Source organism: Chryseobacterium aquifrigidense, assembly GCF_006716485.1.
Lineage (GTDB): Bacteria > Bacteroidota > Bacteroidia > Flavobacteriales > Weeksellaceae > Chryseobacterium > Chryseobacterium vietnamense.
The window spans coordinates 2,058,072-2,078,136 of sequence record NZ_VFPD01000001.1; the positions used below are offsets into that span (position 1 = coordinate 2,058,072).

Below are 20,065 nucleotides of genomic sequence, written 5' to 3' on the forward strand. Positions count from 1 at the left end.
AAGTGGTGGGTAATTGACTATAGGTGATTGGGTTGGAGGGTTTGAGAGTTTTAGGGTTGGAGGGTTATGCTGTAACACTTTTAACTTTTAACTTTTAACTTCTCATCTATCCTCCGACAAAATCACCGCCGTTGATATGAATAATTTCTCCTGTGATGTAACTTGCATCTTTTGAAGCAAGAAAAACATAGGCTGGTGCTACTTCAGAAGGCTGTCCCGCCCGTTTCAGCGGAGTATCTTTTCCAAATGTAGCGAGATCATCAAAAGCTTCTTTCACCAGCGGAGTCCATATAGGTCCGGGGGCAATTCCGTTCACCAGAATTTCTTTTTCTGCGAGGTTATCTGCCAGAGACCGGATAAAAGACAAAACAGCACCTTTCGTTGCCGCATAATCTATCAGGTGATCGCTCCCACGGTAAGCCGTAACAGAAGTTGTACAGATAATACGCCCTCCTTTGGTAATCATCGGAAGAAAATTTCTGGTGAATGAAATCATGGAAATGATATTGGTATCAAACGTTTCCTGAATCTGTTCATCAGAAATTTTTTCCAGACTACTTTTGGAAGTATGAATTCCTGCATTATTCACAAGAATATCAAGTTTCTTCCACTCTTTTTTAATCTTGTCTGCACATCGGATCCTGAATGCTTTCCGGGTAAGATCTCCTTTGATCAGGAGACACTTCTGCCCTTCTTTTTCAACCAGTTTTTTGGTTTCTTTAGCATCGTCGTCACTTTCTTTATAGATAATGGCAACATCTGCTCCTTCTCTGGCAAAATGAACAGCTACAGCCTGTCCTATGCCGCTGTCTCCTCCGGAAATAACTGCTTTTTTACCTTTCAGCTTCCGGCTTCCCTGATAATCGTTCCGGATAATCTCCGGAAACAGCCCTTCTTTAGGGACTTTCGACTTAGATTGTGATTTGTTCTGCGTCTTCATAGGCAAATCTTTTCTCTAAATCACATCAAACAATACGCCGAAAATATTTAAGAATTATAAGCATCCTCCAAATCCTGGATGATAATTTTCTGCATTTTCATCATCGCCTGAACTACTTTATAGGCTTTCTCCTGATCAGAATCGTTCATTAACTGGATGAGTCTCTTAGGAACAATCTGCCAACTTAATCCATATTTATCTTTCAGCCAGCCACACATACTTTCTCTTCCTCCATCTGCTGTAAAGGTATTCCAGTACCTGTCTGTCTGTTCCTGGTTGTCTGTCATCACAACCAATGATATTCCTTCATTGAAATCAAACGGGTGGTCGTAGGAGTTATCCATACAGAATAAGCTGTAATTATCGATCGTAAAATGAGCATGCTGAACATTTTCTGCCGGTTCCGGAGTGTCATGCCCTTCACTTCCTGCTCCATAGGTCAATATGTTTCCTATGCTTGAGTTAGGGAATGTTTTAGTGTAAAGTTCCATTGCTTCTTTTGCTTTTCCATTGTTTGCATGAATAAACATCAAAGTAGGAATTATTTTTTGCTCACTTGCTTTTTCACCCAGAAACAACTGCCATGTTACGCCGTATTTATCCTGAACCCATCCGTATTTCGGGCTCCATGAGTAAGATCCCAGTTCCATTAAAGCCATTCCGCCCTCCAGTAGCTGATCCCAGTATTTCTGAACTTCATCTTCTGTTTCGCAGATGACCATAAAAGAAATGGAAGCATTTTTTTTGAACTGCGGGCCTCCATTCAGAAGCATAATCCTTTGTCCAAACAAATCAATGTTCATTACAACAGGAGTATCTGCTGTAATTTCGCCTCCAAAAACTTTACAATAAAATTCTGCAGACTGCCTGGCGTCTCCATCATACCAGAGACATGGGAAAATATCGTTATTCATAATTTTAAATTTTAACAGGGAGTGATGTATTTATACTTTTAATTCTCTATACAGGAGCAAAACAGATCTAATGCCTTTACCTAAAACGATACAATTACGTTTTTACTGTAATGACATTGCATAATTCCAGTTGTATATGTATTATGCTTCTTTAAAGCAAACCTGATTTTCTTTCATGTAATTCTTCAGTTTCATCATCGCATTTTTACCAAAACCATGCAGCTGCATGATTTCTTTTTCGGAATAGTCTGAAAGTTTTTCCAAAGAATTTATTTTTTCTTTTTCTAAGGCTCTTCTCGCTGGTATTGCAATAACTCCGTGAAGGAATGCTGCTTCAGAGTCATAATTAAAAGCATACATGGAATTTAAACTCTTTGACATGATAACTAGATTGATCATGGCTACAAAAAATATTGTTAATGATTCTCAACATACTTATGGAAGTTGTTCAGAATAGCATACCAGCCATCCCTTTGCATTTCCATAGAATTTTGTTTTTCCGGATCGAAAATTTCTATCACTTTTGTTGTATTCTCATCTATTTTATCGAATACCACTTCTACTTTCCGTCCGTCCTCCAGGTGATACTTAATGACCTCATGAGGAATAATCTCATCATATACTCCTTCAAAATCGAATCCGAAACTTTTGTCTTTCGCTTCCATTCTGTTTTTGAATTTGCCCCCTACCGTAAGGTTATTTTCAGAACTAGGACACTGCCAGCTTTCATGGGCGAAATTCCATTTCGTAATATGTTTAGGTTCATTGAAATAATTCCAAACCTTTTCCACTGGTGCTAAAATTGTAATATCGATTTTAATTGGATCCATAGTTCTACATTTTTTAAAGTTAAATAAAGAGCTGCCCAAAAATGAGCATCTCTTTATTATCATTAGTTAAATATAAGATTATTTTGCAAATTGTTCATTATAGTTCACCATCCAATGAACACCATACTTATCCTGAAAACATCCGAAGTAGTCTCCCCAGAACTGATCTTCAATGGGCATTTCTATATTTCCGCCATCAGAAAGTTCTTTAAAGATCCTGTCAGCTTCACTTTTTGAATCAGGAAAAATAGATACATAATTATTATTTCCTACGGTAAGAGTCTGCCCGAATCCCGGTACAATATCGGATGCCATTAAAAGATCGCCTCCCACAGGCAAAGCAATATGCATTACTCTGTTTTTTTCTTCTTCTGAAAGGTTTTCTGTTCCGGGAGCATTTCCCATTTTATGAATTCCTCCAACGAATTCACCACCAAAAACCGTTTTGTAAAAATTGAACGCTTCTTCAGCTGTTCCATCAAAATTTAGGTATGGATTTAATTTAGCCATGATTTTTAATTTTAAAGTTATTATTATAAGATATTGTTTCTACTGTTGATCCATTAAGGATTAATTAATTTATTATGAATAAAAAACACTTAATGGTTTAAAAATTTTTCTACTTCTCTGACGGTAAAGTCTATTAGGCTGGTATCCAAACTTCCATCAAAGTCCGGCATCATATAAGTGCCATGGGTAGCTGGAAGGATTATTAACCGTGAACCGTTTACCAACCTCCACATTGCCGCAGTATGTTCCGGTTTCATCACATCCTGATCTCCACTGATAAATAATGTGGGTGATTTGATAGATGCCAGTACCTCATCACTCCAGTCTTCAAACGTCTGCATTCTTTTGCAGTCTTTCTCAAAAAGGTTTTCCAGTTTTGAAAAATCCGGATTAAGATTTAAGAAATTGATTTTGAAAGGCTCTGGCATTGATTCAAAAGTGGCTTCCTGCATTCCTTCAAAAAAACCGTCTATCATTCCGCTTCTTTTATAAAAAGCTGAGGCAACGATCAATTTTTCAACAATCTCAGGATGACGATGGGCAATCTGCATGACGGTACTTCCTCCATTACTGAATCCCCAGAATGCAGCTTTCCTGATATTGAGTTCTGCTAAAATTCCGGCTACATCATCAGCATCCTGTTCAAATGTTTCAGGAATATCGCGGTGTTCACTTCTGCCATGATTCTGTAAATCTATTCCTATCAACTGAAATTTATCTTTCAGTCTTGCGATAACCTCTTTAAAATCATAGAGAATGGAAGAGCCACCACCATGGATTAAAACCAGAGGTTTTCCAGATCCATAGATTTCATAATACAATTGGATTCCGTTGACTTTTTTATAACCTTTTTCTATTGGATTCATTGTTAATACTTAAGATTTTCGTCTACATCATACTTCATACCCGGATAGTCTAAAATTCTTCGCATTAAGCCTATCTGACCGCACAAATAATCTTCACGACCAATACACATTCCGACAAAATTGAGTTTTGTTTCTTTAATGAAAGGAATATTCATTCCTATTTCAAATATTTCATCCAGCTCCTCATCTGTTACTTCATGAAGTTTTTGAAATACTTTAGCTGAAATGGAATGAAAATTTTCTTTTAGTTGAGCTAAAGTGGGATATTTAAAACTTTCATCCAGTGCTTTTCCCTGGAAAAACAAATCATTGTACGGATCTTCTCCCTGAAGTCCAAGTACTGAACCTAAACCATAGCGCATATTGACAAAGTTTCCTGCCATCCACACAATATGATTGGTTTTATTTTCAATTCTTTTCAAAGCATCTTCTTCCGAAATGCCGTCTAAAACATTCATAAAGCTTTGAGAATGCATTCTGTAAGCCGGAATGACGAGCTCCATTTTTTTTGATTTTGGTGTGTCCATTTTAATTAGAGATTAGAAGTTAGAATGTTGAAAAAACGCAAAGTCGCTAAGTATTTTACAAGCTATACGTTTTTAAGGTGCGAGGATTTTATCTTCGGTAAAATTGTACTCATCTAAAAGGTAATACTAATATTTCAGCGTTGTACTTGTCATTCCGAGCAAAGCAAGGAATCTAAATTTAAGATGATCCCGCAGATCTTGGAGATTTTGCAGATGCTCGCATGTATTATTTTGCTTAGTCTGTTCTTCTCATTTCTGACAAGGTTAGAACTCTAAAAATACAATGTTATTTTATAGCACCCGGTTTCCCTAAAATTCTTCGGAGATAGCCCAGCTGTCCGCTGTGATAGATTTCGTGAAGGCTGAGGGTTGATATATCTTTAACCATTTCAGGTTGAAAATTTTCAAGATGACCGAGTTTTGCTTCCAGCTTATCCTGAGATTGTTTCAGGTAAGATTTTAAATCTTCAAAATTCACCAGTTCGTCTTTCCGGTCCAAAGGAATTTCTCCTCTGTTATAGAAGGAAAACTTTTCGCTGTTCCACACAGATTCTTCTCCTAAAATATTCAGTAAAGGATTTCTGATGTAGATTAAATGTCCCAGAATCCAGTTCATACAATTGGCTTCACCATTAGGAAAAATCATAGATTCTTCGTGGGTGATACCATCAATATTCAAAGTAATCACATAATAGTTACTGGTTACCTGATTTTTTATGATTTCTATATCGTTTGATTGTGTCTCCATTTGATGTGTATTTTATGATATGAGCAAACTATTCAGCAGGGATCTGAGAGACATCTCCATGCATTACTTCCCACTGATGGCCGTTGATATCTGCAAAACTGCTTTGATACATCCATCCGTAATCTACAGGTTCACTGTATTTCGAACCTCCGTTTTCGATAGCGGTTTTTACCATGCCATCTACTTCATCCCGGCTGTTTACCCCGATAGCGAGAAGCACCTGTGTTGTATCGCCTTTGGCAAAAGGCCTGTTGGTAAAGGTCTGAAAGAACTCTTCTTTGAGAAACATGGTATAGATATGATTTTCTTTCATTACTACACATATTGCCTTATCATCTGAAAACTGTTCATTAATAGAAAAGCCAAGCTTTGTCCAGAATTCTCTGGTTTTTTGAACGTCTTTTACGGGTAAATTGACGTAAATATCTGTAATGTTCATTTTGTAAATTTTAGTGGTGATTGTTATCCAAAATTACCAGGATATGGTAAGAATTTGCTTGCCATAGGACAAGATTTCATTTATTTGGTTTAAATTATTCTGTCGGCATTTGAGACATATCGGCAAAAGTGATATTCCAGCCATGCCCATCCAGATCCCAGAAAGAATTCTGGTACATCCATCCATAATCCTGAGGTTCTTCATGCTGCCATGCTCCGTTCTCTACGGCAGTATTTACTATTTTGTCTACTTCTTCACGACTGTTTAATCCCACGGCCACAAGAACCTGACTGGTATTTTCTTTGGCAACAGGTTTATTGGTGAAGGTCATAAAATAATCTTCCTGCAAAAACATCACATAAATGGTATCATTCAAAACAACGCATGTTGCTTTCTCGTCTGAAAACTGTTCGTTAATAGAGAAACCTACCTTAGTCCAGAATTCTTTGGTTTTCTGTACATCTTTTACCGGAAGGTTGACATAAATTTGGTTGACTTTCATTTTTCGTAATTTTAGTGTTAATCTGTAATCCAAAATTACCGAGGTGTAATGAAAATCTACTTGTCATAGGGCAAGATTTAAATTTTCTTAGGATGTGAGACAATTTCCTTACGGATACGGCTCAAAGAAGTGTCTGTAACTCCCAGATAGGAAGCAATCTGTTTCAAAGGTGCAAATTGTATGACTTTAGCTTTCTGCTCCAGCAGATTAAGATATCTTCTGGTTGCTGAGAGGGTGAACATTTCTACAGATCTCTGTTTATAGGCAAAAAGTTCCTGAGACATCCATGATCTTCCCCATTCTCTAAGGTTTGGAATTTTATGGAATAATTCCTGAAACGTATCATAATCCATCCTCCAGCATTCACAATCTGTAATACAAACGATATTTTCCTGAGACGGAACCCGCTGAAACATTGACAAAACCTCAATAATGACTTCATTTTCTACGAAAAAGTGAGTGGTTACTTCATTTCCGTTGAAATCATTAACATAGGAACGCGCCAATCCGCTTTCAAGAATATAATATTCATTGGCTGTTTTTCCTTCTTCAAGGATGAAATCACCTTTCTGGAAAGATGTTTTCTCATGAGCCTGAAATATCTCAGCAAGCTCTTCGGGAAAAAAGAAAGGGAAATCATAGCAGATTTCTAAAGCTTGATTGGTCATTGGTGTCAATTTTTTAAAGTCTTTAAAAATAAAATTTTTAATTGAATTAAGAGCAAAAAATATTAAACAAAGAATGGAATGATTTTACAAAAAACCGCACACCACATTGAAATAAAAGGTATTTCTAAAGCAGATTGTTTTTAAACAGTTATTTGAAACATACTATCTCTAACCACCCCGTCAAAAATTCTTTGAATTTTTGCCACCCCTCCGGAGGATGGGAATGACTATCTGCCGATATAGTAATTGTAAGCTTTTTACAGGAAATATTTTTAAAACAGGGAAAGTTGTATTGATTTTGGAGTAGTGGGTTTCTGGGCATCACCAAATACGGTCTTTCCGCCAAAACGCCAGGAATTTTGTCTTTCTTCTTCAATCACCTGCTGAATATCAAAATCCGGAGTAAAATCTTTTTCGGCATTGGCAACGATCTGGTGAAGCTTGTTTAAAGAATTCAGCTTATCAGAATTTCCTAGCTTAGATTTCTCAATCCCTTTTCTGATGATGTTGATACTTTCATCATACGTATTGACAGGGACAGGGAAAGGATGTCCGTCTTTACCTCCATGAGCAAAGGAAAACCTTGCCGGATCGGCAAATCTCGATGGCGCTCCGTGAATCACTTCACTTACCAAAGCCAATGACTGCATGGTTCGTGGTCCTACTCCTTCCAGCATCAGCAAGTCTTCAAAATTCTGAGGCTGCTGCTCTCTGGTAACATACAGAAGTGCCCCCAAACGCTTCAGATCTACATCAGAAGCCTGCACATCATGGTGGGCAGGAAGAATCAATGTTGCAAAATCCTTCATTACTTCTGCGGAATCGGTATGGGAAATATCTAGAATCCCCTTTCTGTTCCCTGAAGCTTCAGCATCGGTAAGGTTAAGTATCTTTCCTCTTGAAATTCCGTTAATTCCCGTATGAGGCTGTTCTACAAAGGATTTTATATTTTCGGAATGCCAGTGATACCGCCTTGCTGTTCCATCAGACTCATGCATTCCCTGCTGAATAACACTCCAGTTTCCATTATCTGAAAGAACGAAATTGTGCAGGTACAACTGATAGCCGTCCTGAATGGCTGTATTATCTACTTTTGCAGAAAGTTTACTGGCTCTTACCAGATCTGTTCCGTTCAATCCGGTTTTATCTGCAATTCTGATCAACTCTGATGGAGTTTCCCTGGAAAACTTTCCTTTTCCACCACAGATATAAAGTCCGAGAGACTGAGAATTAGGGTTAATGGAACGTTTCAAAGCACCCATCACGGAAGTGGTAATTCCTGAAGAATGCCAGTCCATTCCCATCACCGCTCCAAAACTCTGAAACCAGAACGGGTCTGCCAGACGGCGCAACACCTCATCCTTACCATAATCCATGAGAATGACTTCAATAATAGAAAGTCCCAGCACAGACATACGTTCATACAGCCATGGCGGTACTTTGCCATAGTGAAGGGGTAAATCTGCTGTTCCTGAACGTTTCATTATATTTTTAAAATGTAAAGGTAGGTTTATTCCCCTTTATTTTTAATGATCCGGATCATTAATAATGACCCATTACGGTAAAAGATGTGGCCCTGTGAAATTATTTTATTGGTGAGACAGTATATTGATCAGCTTTTGAAATGGATCTTTAACAAAAAATCTGCGGACTCCCCATTCTTCATTGGTGAGCTCGTAGTTGATTTCAAAGCCTGCATTTTTCATTTTCTCATAAATTTCATCTACATTATCTACTTCAATGGAAAGATCCGGGACTTCTGTATCGTTTCCTCCCTGCTCGGCAAAACTGATCTGAACTTTTGCTTCTTCATCGTTACCCAAAGTTTTAATCCATCCATGATCCATCAAAACATCCAGTTCTAAAATATCCTGATAAAACAGATTGGCTTTTGAAAGATCATCTGTTTTAATATTAGCTACGATTCTTTTTACCATTTCTGAAGTATTTTTTCATTAAAAAAGCCTTGTGAAATTACGTAAAATTTCACAAGGCTTAGCTAATTATTGTATTGTATCTTCTATTAAACGGAAGCAGCAGCTTCTAAAATCAGCTGAGTAACTTCTTCAGGATGTGATGCCAGCGAGGCATGTCCTGCATCTAATGAAATTATTTTCTTTGGTTCAAGACGCTCTGCCATTTCTTTTTCTGTTTCCGCAGGAATCATACGGTCCTGCAGGGAGATCTGGTACCAACTTGGACGTATTTTCCATGCCGGTTCACCCGCTACATCTCCAAAACACTGACCGTGAATAGGTTTTTGTGATAATGACATTACCAGTGCTTTTTCATCATCCAGATCCTGACAGAAAGCAGATTTGAATTCATCATATTTGATCCATAAAAAACCTTTGTTGTCCGGATAAATACTTGCTCCCCCCGGTGATTCTCTTCTTCCCAACAGGGATCCCAGACTGTCTCCGGCATCAGGTGCAAAAGCAGCAATATAAACCAGCCCTGCAACTTTATCATGATGTCCGGCTCCCGAAATAACAGCTCCTCCATAAGAATGTCCTACTAAAAGTACTTTTCCTTCCTGAGCATCGATAAGGTCTTTAGTCTTATTAATGTCATCCTGCAGCGAAGTGAGTGGGTTCTGGACACTTCTTACTTTATAGCCCGCTTTTGTCAGTGAAGGGATAATGTATTGCCAGTGTGATCCGTCTCCCCATGCTCCGTGTACTAAAATAATGGTTAAATCTTTTTGTTCCATAATGATTGTGTTAAAATTTGATAATGGTAAAGCTACAGTTTAAAAGACCAGTGGACGTTAACTTAAGTTAATTAACAATACGGCTTCTTATCCGGCTGAGTGACTGCTCTGTTACGCCCAGATAACTGGCAATGTGTTTCTGGGCTATTTTCTGAAAAAGAGCAGGCTGTTTTTTAACAAGATTGAGGTATCTGTTTTCAGGGGAAAAGCACAGCAGATCATCAATCCGTTTTTTAGCATCCAGATAAATCTTTTCGCTCATCACTCTTCCGAATTGCTGCCAGTAGGCTTCTTTTTTATATAAATCCTGTAAATGCTCCTTACTCAACAGCAGAATTTCGCAGTTTTCCAGCGCCTGGATGTTCATATTGGAAACAGTATCACAAAGTATACTTTCGTAATCGGTGAAAAATTCATTTTCAAAATAGAATCCGAAATTGATTTCGCGTCCCTGATCATTGATGTAGAAACATCTGATGGTACCTTTTTTAATAAAGCCAAGATATTTGCATTTTTCTCCCTGCTTGAGAAAAAAATCAGATTTCAAAAGCTCAGTATCATGAAGTAAAGTATAGAATTCTTCGAAATGCTCAGAATCTACCTGGAAAAGTTCTCCATATTTCTTATAATTATTTGACATCATTTGGTGTGATTTGATTAGGTTTTATATTCAAAAAAAGCCTTGCAAAATTTTATTCACAAGGCTTTTCTATAAAAATTATTTTATTATTTCAATGCTGCAAGAGCGGCATCGTAATTAGGTTCATCGGCAATTTCCAGAACCTGCTCGGTATATACTACTTTGTTGTTTTCGTCTGTAACGATAACGGCACGGCTCAATAATCCTTTCAAAGGAGAATCTGCAATGGTCACTTCATAATCATCTCCGAAGCTGCTTCTGAAATCTGAAAGTGTTTCCACATTATTCAATCCTTCAGCAGCACAGAATCTTCCTAATGCAAAGGGAAGGTCTTTAGAAACGTTGATGATAACCGTATTGTCAAGTTTTGAAGCTTCTTCATTGAATTTTCTGGAAGATGCGGCACAAGTTGGAGTATCAATACTTGGGAAAATATTGAATACTTTTTTCTTTCCGTCAAAATTTTGAAGTGTTTTCACATTTAACCCTGAATCCACCAGTGCAAAATCTTTTACAGTAGTTCCTACAGATGGTAATGCTCCTATTGTGTGTACTTCGTTTCCTTTTAAAGTGATGGTCGTGGACATAATATTTATTTTTTTATTTTTTCAAATGTAATCAAAAAAGAAAATTTTCCCGGTCTTATTATGGTTAAATTAATCTTAAAGTGAAAATAAAAACCATCTTACTGACAATCAGTTTTTCAAACAAAATTTTTCCTGTAGCTGCAGCCTGAAAAAACAAGACTTCGGACTGCCAAAGTTCAATCAGTGAAATGGTACATTTTTTTTTAGAATTAATAATAACACATCATGAAGCAATACAATTACACAGATATAAAATTAAAGATACAAAAGCCTCTTTTTTTTATGGAAATATCTTAAATAAAACAATGATATTTACTAAATTTGTGGGACTTAAAATTTCAAATAAAAAATTACAGTATAATGTCAGAAAAATCAAAAATCTATTACACACTTACTGATGAAGCTCCAATGCTGGCTACTCACTCGTTTTTACCTATTGTAAAAGCTTTCACAAAATCAGCAGATATCGAAATCGCAGTTCCGGATATTTCTTTGGCAGGAAGAATTTTAGCCAACTTCCCTGAGTTTTTAAAAGACGACCAGAAAATTGGTGATGCTTTGGCAGAACTAGGAGAATTGGCAACGCAACCTGATGCGAACATCATTAAGTTACCTAACATTTCTGCTTCTGTACCGCAATTGGATGCAGCGATTGCTGAATTACAAGGTAAAGGTTTCGCAGTTCCAAACTATCCTGCAGAGCCTAAAAATGACGAAGAAAAAGCAATTAAAGCTAAATATGCTAAAGTATTAGGAAGTGCTGTAAACCCGGTATTAAGAGAAGGAAACTCTGACAGACGTGCTCCGAAAGCTGTTAAAAACTATGCAAAAGCAAACCCTCACAGAATGGGTAACTGGGCATCTGACAGCAAAACTGACGTAGCTCACATGAACAATGGTGATTTCTACGGTACAGAAACTTCTACAACATTAGAAAACGCTACAAAATACAGAATCGTATTCAAAGGTAATGACGGTTCTGAGTCTGTACTAAAAGACTTTGCAGATCTTCAGGCTGGTGAAGTAATTGATTCTTCTGTAATGAACTTAAATGCATTGAAGGCATTCGTTCAGGAAGCTATCGAAGAGGCTAAAAACAGAAATGTACTTCTTTCTGCTCACCTTAAAGCGACGATGATGAAAATCTCTGACCCTATCATTTTCGGGGCTATCGTTGAGACTTTCTTCAAAGAAGTATTCACTAAATATGCTGAGACTTTCAAGTCTTTAGATATCAATCCAAATAACGGTCTTGCTGATCTTTTTGAAAAAATCAAAGGAAATGCTCAGGAAGCTGACATCAAAGCTGATATCGAAGCTGCGTTGGCAAACGGACCTAGAGTGGCAATGGTAAACTCTGACAAAGGAATTACCAACTTCCACGTACCTTCTGATGTCATTGTTGACGCCTCTATGGCTGCTCTTGTAAGAGGAGGAGGTAAAATGTGGAACAAAGACGGAAACGAAGAAGATACGGTTTGTATCATTCCGGACCGTTCTTATGCAGGTTTCTATCAGTCTGTCATTGACGATATGAAAGCACATGGAAAATTAGACCCTACCACTATGGGATCTGTTCCAAACGTAGGTTTAATGGCTCAGAAAGCTGAAGAATATGGTTCTCATGATAAAACTTTCCAATTAACTACTGACGGAACTGTAGAAGTTCAGGACGAAGCTGGAAATGTTCTTCTTTCTCAAAAAGTAGAAAAAGATGATATCTTCAGAATGTGTCAGACTAAAGATGCTCCTATCCAGGACTGGGTAAAATTAGCGGTAAACAGATCAAGATTATCTGATACTCCTGCCATCTTCTGGTTAGACAAAGGAAGAGCTCACGACAGAGAAATCATCAAAAAAGTAGAGAAATATCTTGCTGATCATGATACAACAGGTCTTGACATCAGAATTCTTGATGTAAAAGATGCTATGACTGAAACGTTGAAGAGAGCCAGAGAAGGTAAAGACACGATCTCTGTTTCCGGAAACGTATTGAGAGATTATTTAACAGACCTTTTCCCAATCCTTGAGCTTGGTACTTCTGCAAAAATGCTTTCTATTGTTCCCTTGATGAACGGTGGTGGTTTATTTGAAACAGGTGCCGGAGGTTCTGCTCCTAAACACGTTGAGCAGTTCTTAGAAGAAGGATATTTAAGATGGGATTCTCTAGGTGAATTCTTAGCACTTCAGGCTTCTTTAGAGCACCTGGCACAAACTCAGGGGAACACAAAATCTCAGGTTTTAGCTGATGCATTGGATGAAGCTAACGCTAAATTCTTAGCTACAGACAAATCTCCTGCAAGAAAAGTAGGACAGATCGATAACAGAGGTTCTCACTTCTATTTAGCAATGTACTGGGCTGAAGCACTAGCTAACCAGACTGCTGATGCTGAACTGGCTGCTCAGTTTGCTCCTGTAGCTCAGGCTATGCAGGAAAATGAAGAAGTAATCAATGCAGAATTAATTGGTGCTCAGGGTAAACCTCAGAACATTGAAGGATACTACAAAACTGATACGTATAAAACATATGCAGCAATGAGACCTAGCACTGTTTTAAATGAAATCATTGACGGAATCTAATTTTTCGTTTTGATATAAATGAAAGCTCCTTTTTTAAGGGGCTTTTTTTGTGGATATAATCTGCGTAGTAAACCACCCCGTCAAAAATTCTTTGAATTTTTGCCACCCCTTCAAGGGAGGGGAATAATGAGCACATACTTATTGATAAAGGTCGCTGCTACCTGATCACTGCTACCTCTCATCTGTTACCTGCTACCCCTCACCTACCTATCCTCTACAATCACTCTTCTATGTTCTCTGTCCCAGTTGATCATCTCCTAGATGATATTTCCAAAGGTTCGGCAGTATTCTGTAGGTTCATATTCTATTAAAACGGGAGTTTCGGGGTTTAAAATTCGGGATTCACCTTTTGATTTGTCCAGCTCGGTCTGTTTTCTGTTTCACAGCATGTACTACCCGCCTACTTTTGATCCAGAAAATAAAAACAATATTCATTATGGATACCGTAAAGAAAAAAAGAAATCCCATTGCCATTGTTTTTCTGGCTATACTAGGAATCTTCGGAGGACTGCAGTTATTCAGTAAACCTTTGGAAGGAAAACCGGTTACAGGAAAGATTGAAGCCCCAAGGGAAGTGATCAGTATTCTTGAAAACTCATGTTTCAGCTGTCATTCCAATCAGCAGAATTTAAGCTGGTACGATAAACTTGCTCCTGTTTCATGGGCTGTGAATAAAGATATCAAAAGAGCCAGGGAAGTCCTGAACTTCTCAGAATGGGAAAAGTTATCTCCCGCTGAACATCAGGGAAAGATGTATGCTATTCTTAATATGATGCAAAGTGGTAAAATGCCTCTCCATGAGTACACTCTTCTGCATCCTTCGGCTAAGATTACACCAAAAGATATTGAAACGATTAAAAAATATACTCTTTCATTATCCTCAGCAAGTTCATCTGCTCAAAAAAAGAGTGAGACCCCTCAAGTCTCATCCAATTTACCAGTTCAGCCATCAACAAAATTTCCGGTTTCTCCTAATGGAATCCGATACACTGATAATTTTAAAAACTGGAAGGTTATCAGCATGAGTACTCTTTTTGATAACTCAATCCGCGTAATTTATGGAAATGATATTGCGGTAAAAGCTGTGGAAACAGAGAACTTTCATCCATGGCCGGACGGAAGTATGGTAGTAAAATCCGTATGGAAACAGGAAGAACTTCCCAACGGAGAAATCAGACCAGGAAAATTTATCAATGCTCAGTTTATGGTAAAAGATTCCAGACAATATAAGGATACCGAAGGGTGGGGATTTGCAAAATTCTCCGGGGATGATCTTCATCCAACAGGAAAAACGGCATCTTTCGCCAAAGAATCCTGTATTGCGTGCCACAGACAACTCGCTGAAAAAACAGGATATCTGTTTGATGTTCCGATGAAAGTAAATACTCAAAGATTAATTCAAAATTTACAGAAAAAATGAAAAATATCATTCTGATCTTAATGGTAAGCCTGATTTCTCTTACCGCTTGCAGCAAAGAAAATAATGTTACAAATGATGGCCTTTCAAGGGTTGTTTTTAACCCAGGCCCTCTGAAATTCATTTCCAATTCTTTAAATCCTAAGGAAGAAACAATGTCCGCTTTATATGGAAACGAAAAAGCGCTGGAATCTTTATCAAAGGAAAACCAGACACCGGAAGCCGGCTCTGTTATGAAATTGGTAACCTGGAAATACCATGATAATCCTCAATATATTGGCGGAACTATCACCGGAGAACTAGTAAGTATAGAAACGGTTCAGGCTGACAATGATGGAAACGTTTCTTATGATCTTAAAAATGATCAACCCAAGACTAGGCTCTCAGATAACCAGGAAAGAATACAGTATTTCATGAGTTATCGCCCTGTAAGCAGGCCATAATAAAAATTCCCGTTTCACTATTTATCATAATATTTTCAATAAAAAGCACTAATTTAACCCTTTCAAACCAGCAGATTTCATGCAACAGCAAAAAATAAAAATCTCACAGGCCATTATCTGGATAAGCTCCATTTTCCTGGGAGTTCTATCTTCAGTACCTCAGCTGGCTTCTCATCAGTTTAACTGGAAAGAAGCCGTGGTAAACTCAGCTATTACAGCAGCTTTTTCTGTAATCATGTGGTATATCAACATTTATATGCTGAACCGTACAGCAAAACGAAGACAGCATATTTCTTATTCGAGACTGATGGTGGTACTGGCTTTTGGGATGGTAATTATGTTTGGACTGGCCTGGATTCAGCAGCTGATTCTTTCACATATTAACTTCGGACCGGTCATGCTGATGATTGAAGTAAGAGGAATTCTAATCAATCTGGTGTGCTACATGTTTCTGAATCTTCTTCAAAATAACTATACAGGCCAGCAGATACAGCTTGAACTGGAAAAGGTAAAAAGTGACAATCTGGGAGCTCAGTATGAATTGTTAAAGCAACAGATCAATCCTCATTTTCTTTTCAACAGCCTGAATACTTTAAAACTGATGGCGGAAACCCGTGATGAAGAAACCGTTGATTTTATTGTAAAACTTTCTGATTTTTACCGATTTACACTGGAAAGCAGAAAACTGGATCTGATAAGTGTTCAGGAAGAAATGAAAATAGTGGATTCTTATCTTTTTCTTCAGAAAGCCCGTTTTGGAGAAGGCATTAATTTCACCAACGAACTTGGAAAAGAATCAGCACAAACCCTTATTCCTCCTTTCACTCTTCAGCTTCTGGTGGAGAACTGCATCAAGCACAATATTGTCTCACAAAGCAAACCTTTACATATCAAAATCTATAATGCTGAAGACAAAATTGTGATCGAAAATCCTATACAGCGAAAAGTAAACCCCGAAGATTCCCTGGGAGTCGGACTGGATAACATTAAAATGCGCTATAAACACTTGCTGGAAAAGGATATTACTATTCATTCAGACGAAAAAACATTTCAGATAAAACTACCATTAATTCATGAATATAATCATTATTGAAGATGAATTCAGGGCGGCAAAAGCTCTTCAGAATTTAATCTCAGACTTAAAACCGGACTCAAAGATACTGGGTGTTTACGACAGTATTGAAACAAGTATTGAAGGATTAAATGCGAACAAACCAGATCTCATTTTTATGGATATCCATCTTTCGGACGGACTTTCATTTGAAATTTTTAAATCAGTGGAGATTATATGCCCTGTGGTTTTTTGTACCGCCTTTGATCAGTATATGCTGGATGCCTTTAAAAGCAAGGGAGTTGATTATATTTTAAAACCATTTTCCAGGGAAGATATTGCTGAAGCTCTGGGAAAGGTTGACGAACTGAAAAAATTCTTTCAAAAAAAGGATCTTCCTGATCTCGAGTCCCTGATACAGAAAATCAGTCAGCCTGCGGCTGCAGGTAAGAGCAGTTTCCTGGTTTTTAAAAATCAGAAATATACCACAATTGCCACTGAAGACATTGCTTATTTTTACATTCATAATGAAATTACGCATTTGGTAACTTTTGCCAAGGAACAGTTTCCTCTGACACAACCTTTAGGGCAAGTGGCAGAACAGGTTTCCGATAAACAATTCTTCAGAGTTAACAGGCAATATCTTGTTAATTTTAAAGCCATTAAAGAGATGGAGCATTATTTTCAGCGCAAAATACTGGTGAAACTCACCGTTGAAACACCTGAAAAGCTTTTGATTAATAAAGAAAAAACGCATAGTTTCTTCACCTGGCTGGAGGATAGATAAAGGTGGAGGGAAGCTGGGGGCTGGAAGTAGGAAGTACTTGCAGTCATTCTAAGCTATAGAACTCTTTTGAAATACATTATAACCCTGATCGTTATGATCAGGGTTTTCTTTTTATTTCTTATTTGATTGTACCAATTTCTTAAGCTCTTCCTGCTTATATTTCAATATTTAAAAGACATACTTTATTCCTTTGGTACTCTGGAAACTTCCAACTTCCTTCTCCCAGCCCAGATATCCTTCCCCTCACAATTTCCGGGTTCACCTTTCAATTTGTCCGGTTAACCTCTTTTTACATTCTTTTGCCTCTCCAGAGTATCTACTTTTGAATCAAATTAAAAGACATGATACTAAAAAACTTAATCACAGTAAGCGCTTTTACCGCGTTATTATTTGCTACTTCGGCATTTATTCATCAAAATAAAGATCAAAAGGCAGCACAACATTCAACATCTGAAAACAATGGTTTTGCCGTTCTGGAACTCTTTACTTCAGAAGGCTGTTCCAGCTGCCCTCCCGCAGATGAACTGATGGGAAAAATTGAAAAAGAATATAAAGATGAGCAGGTTTACCTTCTCTCCTACCACGTAGACTACTGGAACCGTCTTGGATGGAAAGACCGATTCAGTACTGCTGAAAACTCACAACGACAACAGCAGTACAGCCGTATTTTGAATTCGCAGGTTTATACTCCACAGCTGGTAGTGAACGGAAAAACAGAATTTGTAGGTTCTGATGAAAACAATATCAGAAATGCTATTCAGAAAGCTTTATTTACTTCTAAAAAAACACCTGTAGCATTATCTGCAGCTGCTTCTCAGAATAGAATTGACGTTCAGTATAAAACATCTTCCACAGATTCTCAGAATATACTGCTCATTAATCTGGTTGAAAAACATTCTTCCACTCAGGTAGGAAAAGGTGAAAATGAAGGACGCCATTTGCATCACTGGCAGATTGTTCACAAGCAAAATCAGCTCTCTATCAATAAGCAGCAAGAAGGAATAACCACATTCAAACTTCCTGAAGGCTTTTCTCCTGAAAACTGGGAAGTTATCGCTTTTATTCAGAATATGAAAACCGGAGAAACCTCAGGATCAGCAAAAACAGCTTTTAAATAAAATAATATACAATTTAATTACATTAAAAATTACAACAATGAAAACAAAAACTACAAAAATCATCTACTGGACAGGCGCTATTTTTATGTCATTATGGTTTGGAGCCAGCGGTTTCTTTGAACTGACAAAAAATCCGGTTGTGTGGGACATTACCCAACAGCTTGGCTATCCGCCTCACTTTATTTATATACTAGGTATTTTTAAAATCTCCGGAGTTGTGGTTCTTCTGCTTCCCAATAGATTATTGAGATTAAAAGAATGGGTATTTGCAGGAATGTTTTTTGATATCCTGTTTGCTTTCTTTTCGAAGATTGCCGTGCTTGGTTTTCCATCTACGGTAGATGCAATAGTCGCTTTTTCTGTGCTTACGATGACTTATCTGATGTTCAGAAAGCTATATTCTCCTGAAGTGGTATTTGGTGAAGCTTAATGATAAACTCTAATTTTTTCTTATGTATAAAAACAGATCCTCTCTTTGCCCGGGAGGATTTGTTATTTTATAAATTTGGGCTAAAGCCGAATGGTAAAATTTTATTGAAAAAGCGGACTAAAGTCCGCTGCTATTGATAGTATTGTGTGTATGATTTTACCACCCCGTCAAAAATTCTCTGAATTTTTGCCACCCCTCCAGAGGATGGGAATGCCAAGCACTTTATTACTATTGGTTAAGATAACATTTCCTTGTTTCCAATTTCTATTTGTCATCCCTAATCTCTGCAAACTATTACCTGACATTTAATTCATAAAGCCTTCGGGAAACCACTCAAATCCAGTTGCTTTTTTCTTTGTGTACCCCAAGCCTGGCCATGGTAAGTGATAAGCAAATGCTCTTACTCTGGTATCAGCCAATTGCTGAAGGAGTTTTTTTCTTGATGCAGTTGCGATATCCAGATCAGTGTCACCAGAAAATCCCCATTCAGGGTGTGGAAAAAGGACAACATCAGAATGGATCAGATCAGCAATATAGATGAGTTTTTCATTTCCTGAAGAGATAGTGGTAACCGTTAAACCTGGTGTGTGGCCGGGAGCCAACCGGAAACTAAAATAATCATACAACGGATTATTAAGGTCATAAAATTTCAGTTTGGGTTGAATGGTTTTCAGAATATTCTGAACTGCAGGAATAATCTGATTAAGGAATTCAGGTTGTGCCTTCAGAGCACTGTTACTGAAGTCTTTGATTGAAGCTTTCATCCAGAAATCATGTTCCGTTTTGGAGATGAAAATATCAGCATTAGGAAAAATAAACTTATTTTGTTTATCCACTACTCCGCCTATGTGATCCGGATGGGCGTGAGAGATAAAAACATCGGTAATATCTTTTGGAGAAAATCCTGCTTTTTGAAGGCTTTTTAATAGAAATCCAGTTCTTTCATCTGCAAAAATTCCCATTCCCGTATCAAACAGGATGGTTTTATTCTTTGTTTTAACCAATAGAATATTCATCGCCATATCGATATAATTATCGGGTCTGAAATTATTTTTAAGGATTGATTTCACTTCCTGAACGGTACCTCTGGGAGCAAATGAGCTCAGGTTTTCTTCATGAATATATCCATCTGTGAGGATGAACAGATCCAGTTCACCTAGCTTTACTTTTTTAAAGCCTGATAGATCTTCGCCAGTTTTTTCAGCAGTTCTTTTAGGCTCGGCCATCAAACCGGAAAAAGGAATCATACTCAATGTTCCTGCCAGTAATCCGTTTTTTAATAATTCTCTTCTGTTCATCGTTGAATACTTTGGTTTTAAATATAAAATAAAACTGAGCTCCTTTCATGTTCAGAG

General features: G+C 37.6%; 24 protein-coding genes. 7 read left to right on the forward strand and 17 right to left on the reverse strand.

Features of this window, described 5'->3' with window-relative positions:
• Positions 1-106: 106 nt before the first annotated feature.
• The 16 genes from FB551_RS09200 to tpx all read right to left on the reverse strand — a co-directional run bounded on the left by FB551_RS09200 (position 107) and on the right by tpx (position 10,884).
• Positions 107-940, reverse strand: coding sequence for an SDR family oxidoreductase (locus FB551_RS09200; RefSeq protein WP_142016925.1), 834 nt, complete (start codon positions 938-940; stop codon positions 107-109).
• Between the two features lie 47 nt (positions 941-987).
• Complete coding sequence (locus FB551_RS09205; protein WP_047433541.1) at positions 988-1,854, reverse strand: VOC family protein; 867 nt, start codon at positions 1,852-1,854, stop codon at positions 988-990.
• A 141-nt stretch (positions 1,855-1,995) separates the two neighbouring features.
• Positions 1,996-2,235 carry a helix-hairpin-helix domain-containing protein gene (locus FB551_RS09210; RefSeq protein WP_226798657.1) on the reverse strand — a complete coding sequence of 80 codons (240 nt, stop codon included), beginning with the start codon at positions 2,233-2,235 and terminating at the stop codon, positions 1,996-1,998.
• Positions 2,236-2,270: 35 nt separating this feature from the next.
• Positions 2,271-2,684: an SRPBCC family protein gene (locus FB551_RS09215; protein ID WP_142016927.1), complete on the reverse strand. Its 414-nt coding sequence runs from the start codon at positions 2,682-2,684 to the stop codon at positions 2,271-2,273.
• A 78-nt stretch (positions 2,685-2,762) separates the two neighbouring features.
• On the reverse strand, positions 2,763-3,194 hold the full coding sequence (locus FB551_RS09220) for a VOC family protein (RefSeq protein ID WP_047433543.1): 432 nt from the start codon (positions 3,192-3,194) through the stop codon (positions 2,763-2,765).
• Positions 3,195-3,283: 89 nt separating this feature from the next.
• Positions 3,284-4,060, reverse strand: coding sequence for an alpha/beta fold hydrolase (locus FB551_RS09225; protein WP_142016929.1), 777 nt, complete (start codon positions 4,058-4,060; stop codon positions 3,284-3,286).
• Between the two features lie 2 nt (positions 4,061-4,062).
• On the reverse strand, positions 4,063-4,563 hold the full coding sequence (locus tag FB551_RS09230) for a DinB family protein (RefSeq protein ID WP_226798658.1): 501 nt from the start codon (positions 4,561-4,563) through the stop codon (positions 4,063-4,065).
• A gap of 310 nt (positions 4,564-4,873) precedes the next feature.
• Positions 4,874-5,335, reverse strand: a complete 462-nt coding sequence (locus FB551_RS09235; RefSeq protein ID WP_142016933.1) for a hypothetical protein — start codon at positions 5,333-5,335, stop codon at positions 4,874-4,876.
• 28 nt (positions 5,336-5,363) lie between these two features.
• Entirely contained in the window at positions 5,364-5,774 is a 411-nt protein-coding gene (locus tag FB551_RS09240; protein WP_047433547.1) for a VOC family protein, read from the reverse strand.
• 94 nt (positions 5,775-5,868) lie between these two features.
• Positions 5,869-6,276, reverse strand: a complete 408-nt coding sequence (locus FB551_RS09245) for a VOC family protein (RefSeq protein ID WP_047433548.1) — start codon at positions 6,274-6,276, stop codon at positions 5,869-5,871.
• A gap of 77 nt (positions 6,277-6,353) precedes the next feature.
• Complete coding sequence (locus FB551_RS09250; RefSeq protein ID WP_052187084.1) at positions 6,354-6,944, reverse strand: Crp/Fnr family transcriptional regulator; 591 nt, start codon at positions 6,942-6,944, stop codon at positions 6,354-6,356.
• 272 nt (positions 6,945-7,216) lie between these two features.
• Entirely contained in the window at positions 7,217-8,428 is a 1,212-nt protein-coding gene (locus FB551_RS09255) for a DUF763 domain-containing protein (protein WP_142016935.1), read from the reverse strand.
• A 105-nt stretch (positions 8,429-8,533) separates the two neighbouring features.
• Positions 8,534-8,881, reverse strand: coding sequence for a VOC family protein (locus tag FB551_RS09260; protein WP_047433550.1), 348 nt, complete (start codon positions 8,879-8,881; stop codon positions 8,534-8,536).
• An 86-nt stretch (positions 8,882-8,967) separates the two neighbouring features.
• Complete coding sequence (locus tag FB551_RS09265) at positions 8,968-9,657, reverse strand: alpha/beta hydrolase (RefSeq protein ID WP_142016937.1); 690 nt, start codon at positions 9,655-9,657, stop codon at positions 8,968-8,970.
• Positions 9,658-9,724: 67 nt separating this feature from the next.
• Positions 9,725-10,300, reverse strand: a complete 576-nt coding sequence (locus tag FB551_RS09270; RefSeq protein WP_142016939.1) for a Crp/Fnr family transcriptional regulator — start codon at positions 10,298-10,300, stop codon at positions 9,725-9,727.
• Positions 10,301-10,383: 83 nt separating this feature from the next.
• Positions 10,384-10,884 (reverse strand): thiol peroxidase, encoded by a 501-nt coding sequence (tpx, locus tag FB551_RS09275; protein ID WP_142016941.1) that lies wholly within the window; start codon positions 10,882-10,884, stop codon positions 10,384-10,386.
• 360 nt (positions 10,885-11,244) lie between these two features.
• Between tpx and FB551_RS09280 the strand changes: the two genes are divergently transcribed.
• The 7 genes from FB551_RS09280 to FB551_RS09310 all read left to right on the forward strand — a co-directional run bounded on the left by FB551_RS09280 (position 11,245) and on the right by FB551_RS09310 (position 18,710).
• Positions 11,245-13,464, forward strand: a complete 2,220-nt coding sequence (locus FB551_RS09280; protein ID WP_142016943.1) for an NADP-dependent isocitrate dehydrogenase — start codon at positions 11,245-11,247, stop codon at positions 13,462-13,464.
• Positions 13,465-13,900: 436 nt separating this feature from the next.
• On the forward strand, positions 13,901-14,884 hold the full coding sequence (locus FB551_RS09285; RefSeq protein ID WP_142016945.1) for a heme-binding domain-containing protein: 984 nt from the start codon (positions 13,901-13,903) through the stop codon (positions 14,882-14,884).
• Complete coding sequence (locus tag FB551_RS09290; RefSeq protein ID WP_142016946.1) at positions 14,881-15,324, forward strand: hypothetical protein; 444 nt, start codon at positions 14,881-14,883, stop codon at positions 15,322-15,324. Before FB551_RS09285 ends, FB551_RS09290 begins: the two co-directional genes overlap by 4 nt.
• A 79-nt stretch (positions 15,325-15,403) precedes the next feature.
• Positions 15,404-16,417: a sensor histidine kinase gene (locus tag FB551_RS09295; protein ID WP_047433557.1), complete on the forward strand. Its 1,014-nt coding sequence runs from the start codon at positions 15,404-15,406 to the stop codon at positions 16,415-16,417.
• Positions 16,398-17,162: a LytR/AlgR family response regulator transcription factor gene (locus FB551_RS09300; protein ID WP_142016948.1), complete on the forward strand. Its 765-nt coding sequence runs from the start codon at positions 16,398-16,400 to the stop codon at positions 17,160-17,162. The genes FB551_RS09295 and FB551_RS09300 overlap by 20 nt, the downstream gene beginning before the upstream one ends.
• 341 nt (positions 17,163-17,503) lie before the next feature.
• Entirely contained in the window at positions 17,504-18,280 is a 777-nt protein-coding gene (locus FB551_RS09305) for a DUF1223 domain-containing protein (protein ID WP_142016950.1), read from the forward strand.
• Positions 18,281-18,317: 37 nt separating this feature from the next.
• On the forward strand, positions 18,318-18,710 hold the full coding sequence (locus tag FB551_RS09310; protein WP_142016952.1) for a DoxX family protein: 393 nt from the start codon (positions 18,318-18,320) through the stop codon (positions 18,708-18,710).
• A 305-nt stretch (positions 18,711-19,015) separates the two neighbouring features.
• Here the strand turns inward: FB551_RS09310 and FB551_RS09315 are convergent, their stop codons facing one another.
• On the reverse strand, positions 19,016-20,008 hold the full coding sequence (locus tag FB551_RS09315; protein ID WP_142016954.1) for an MBL fold metallo-hydrolase: 993 nt from the start codon (positions 20,006-20,008) through the stop codon (positions 19,016-19,018).
• Positions 20,009-20,065 lie beyond the last annotated feature (57 nt).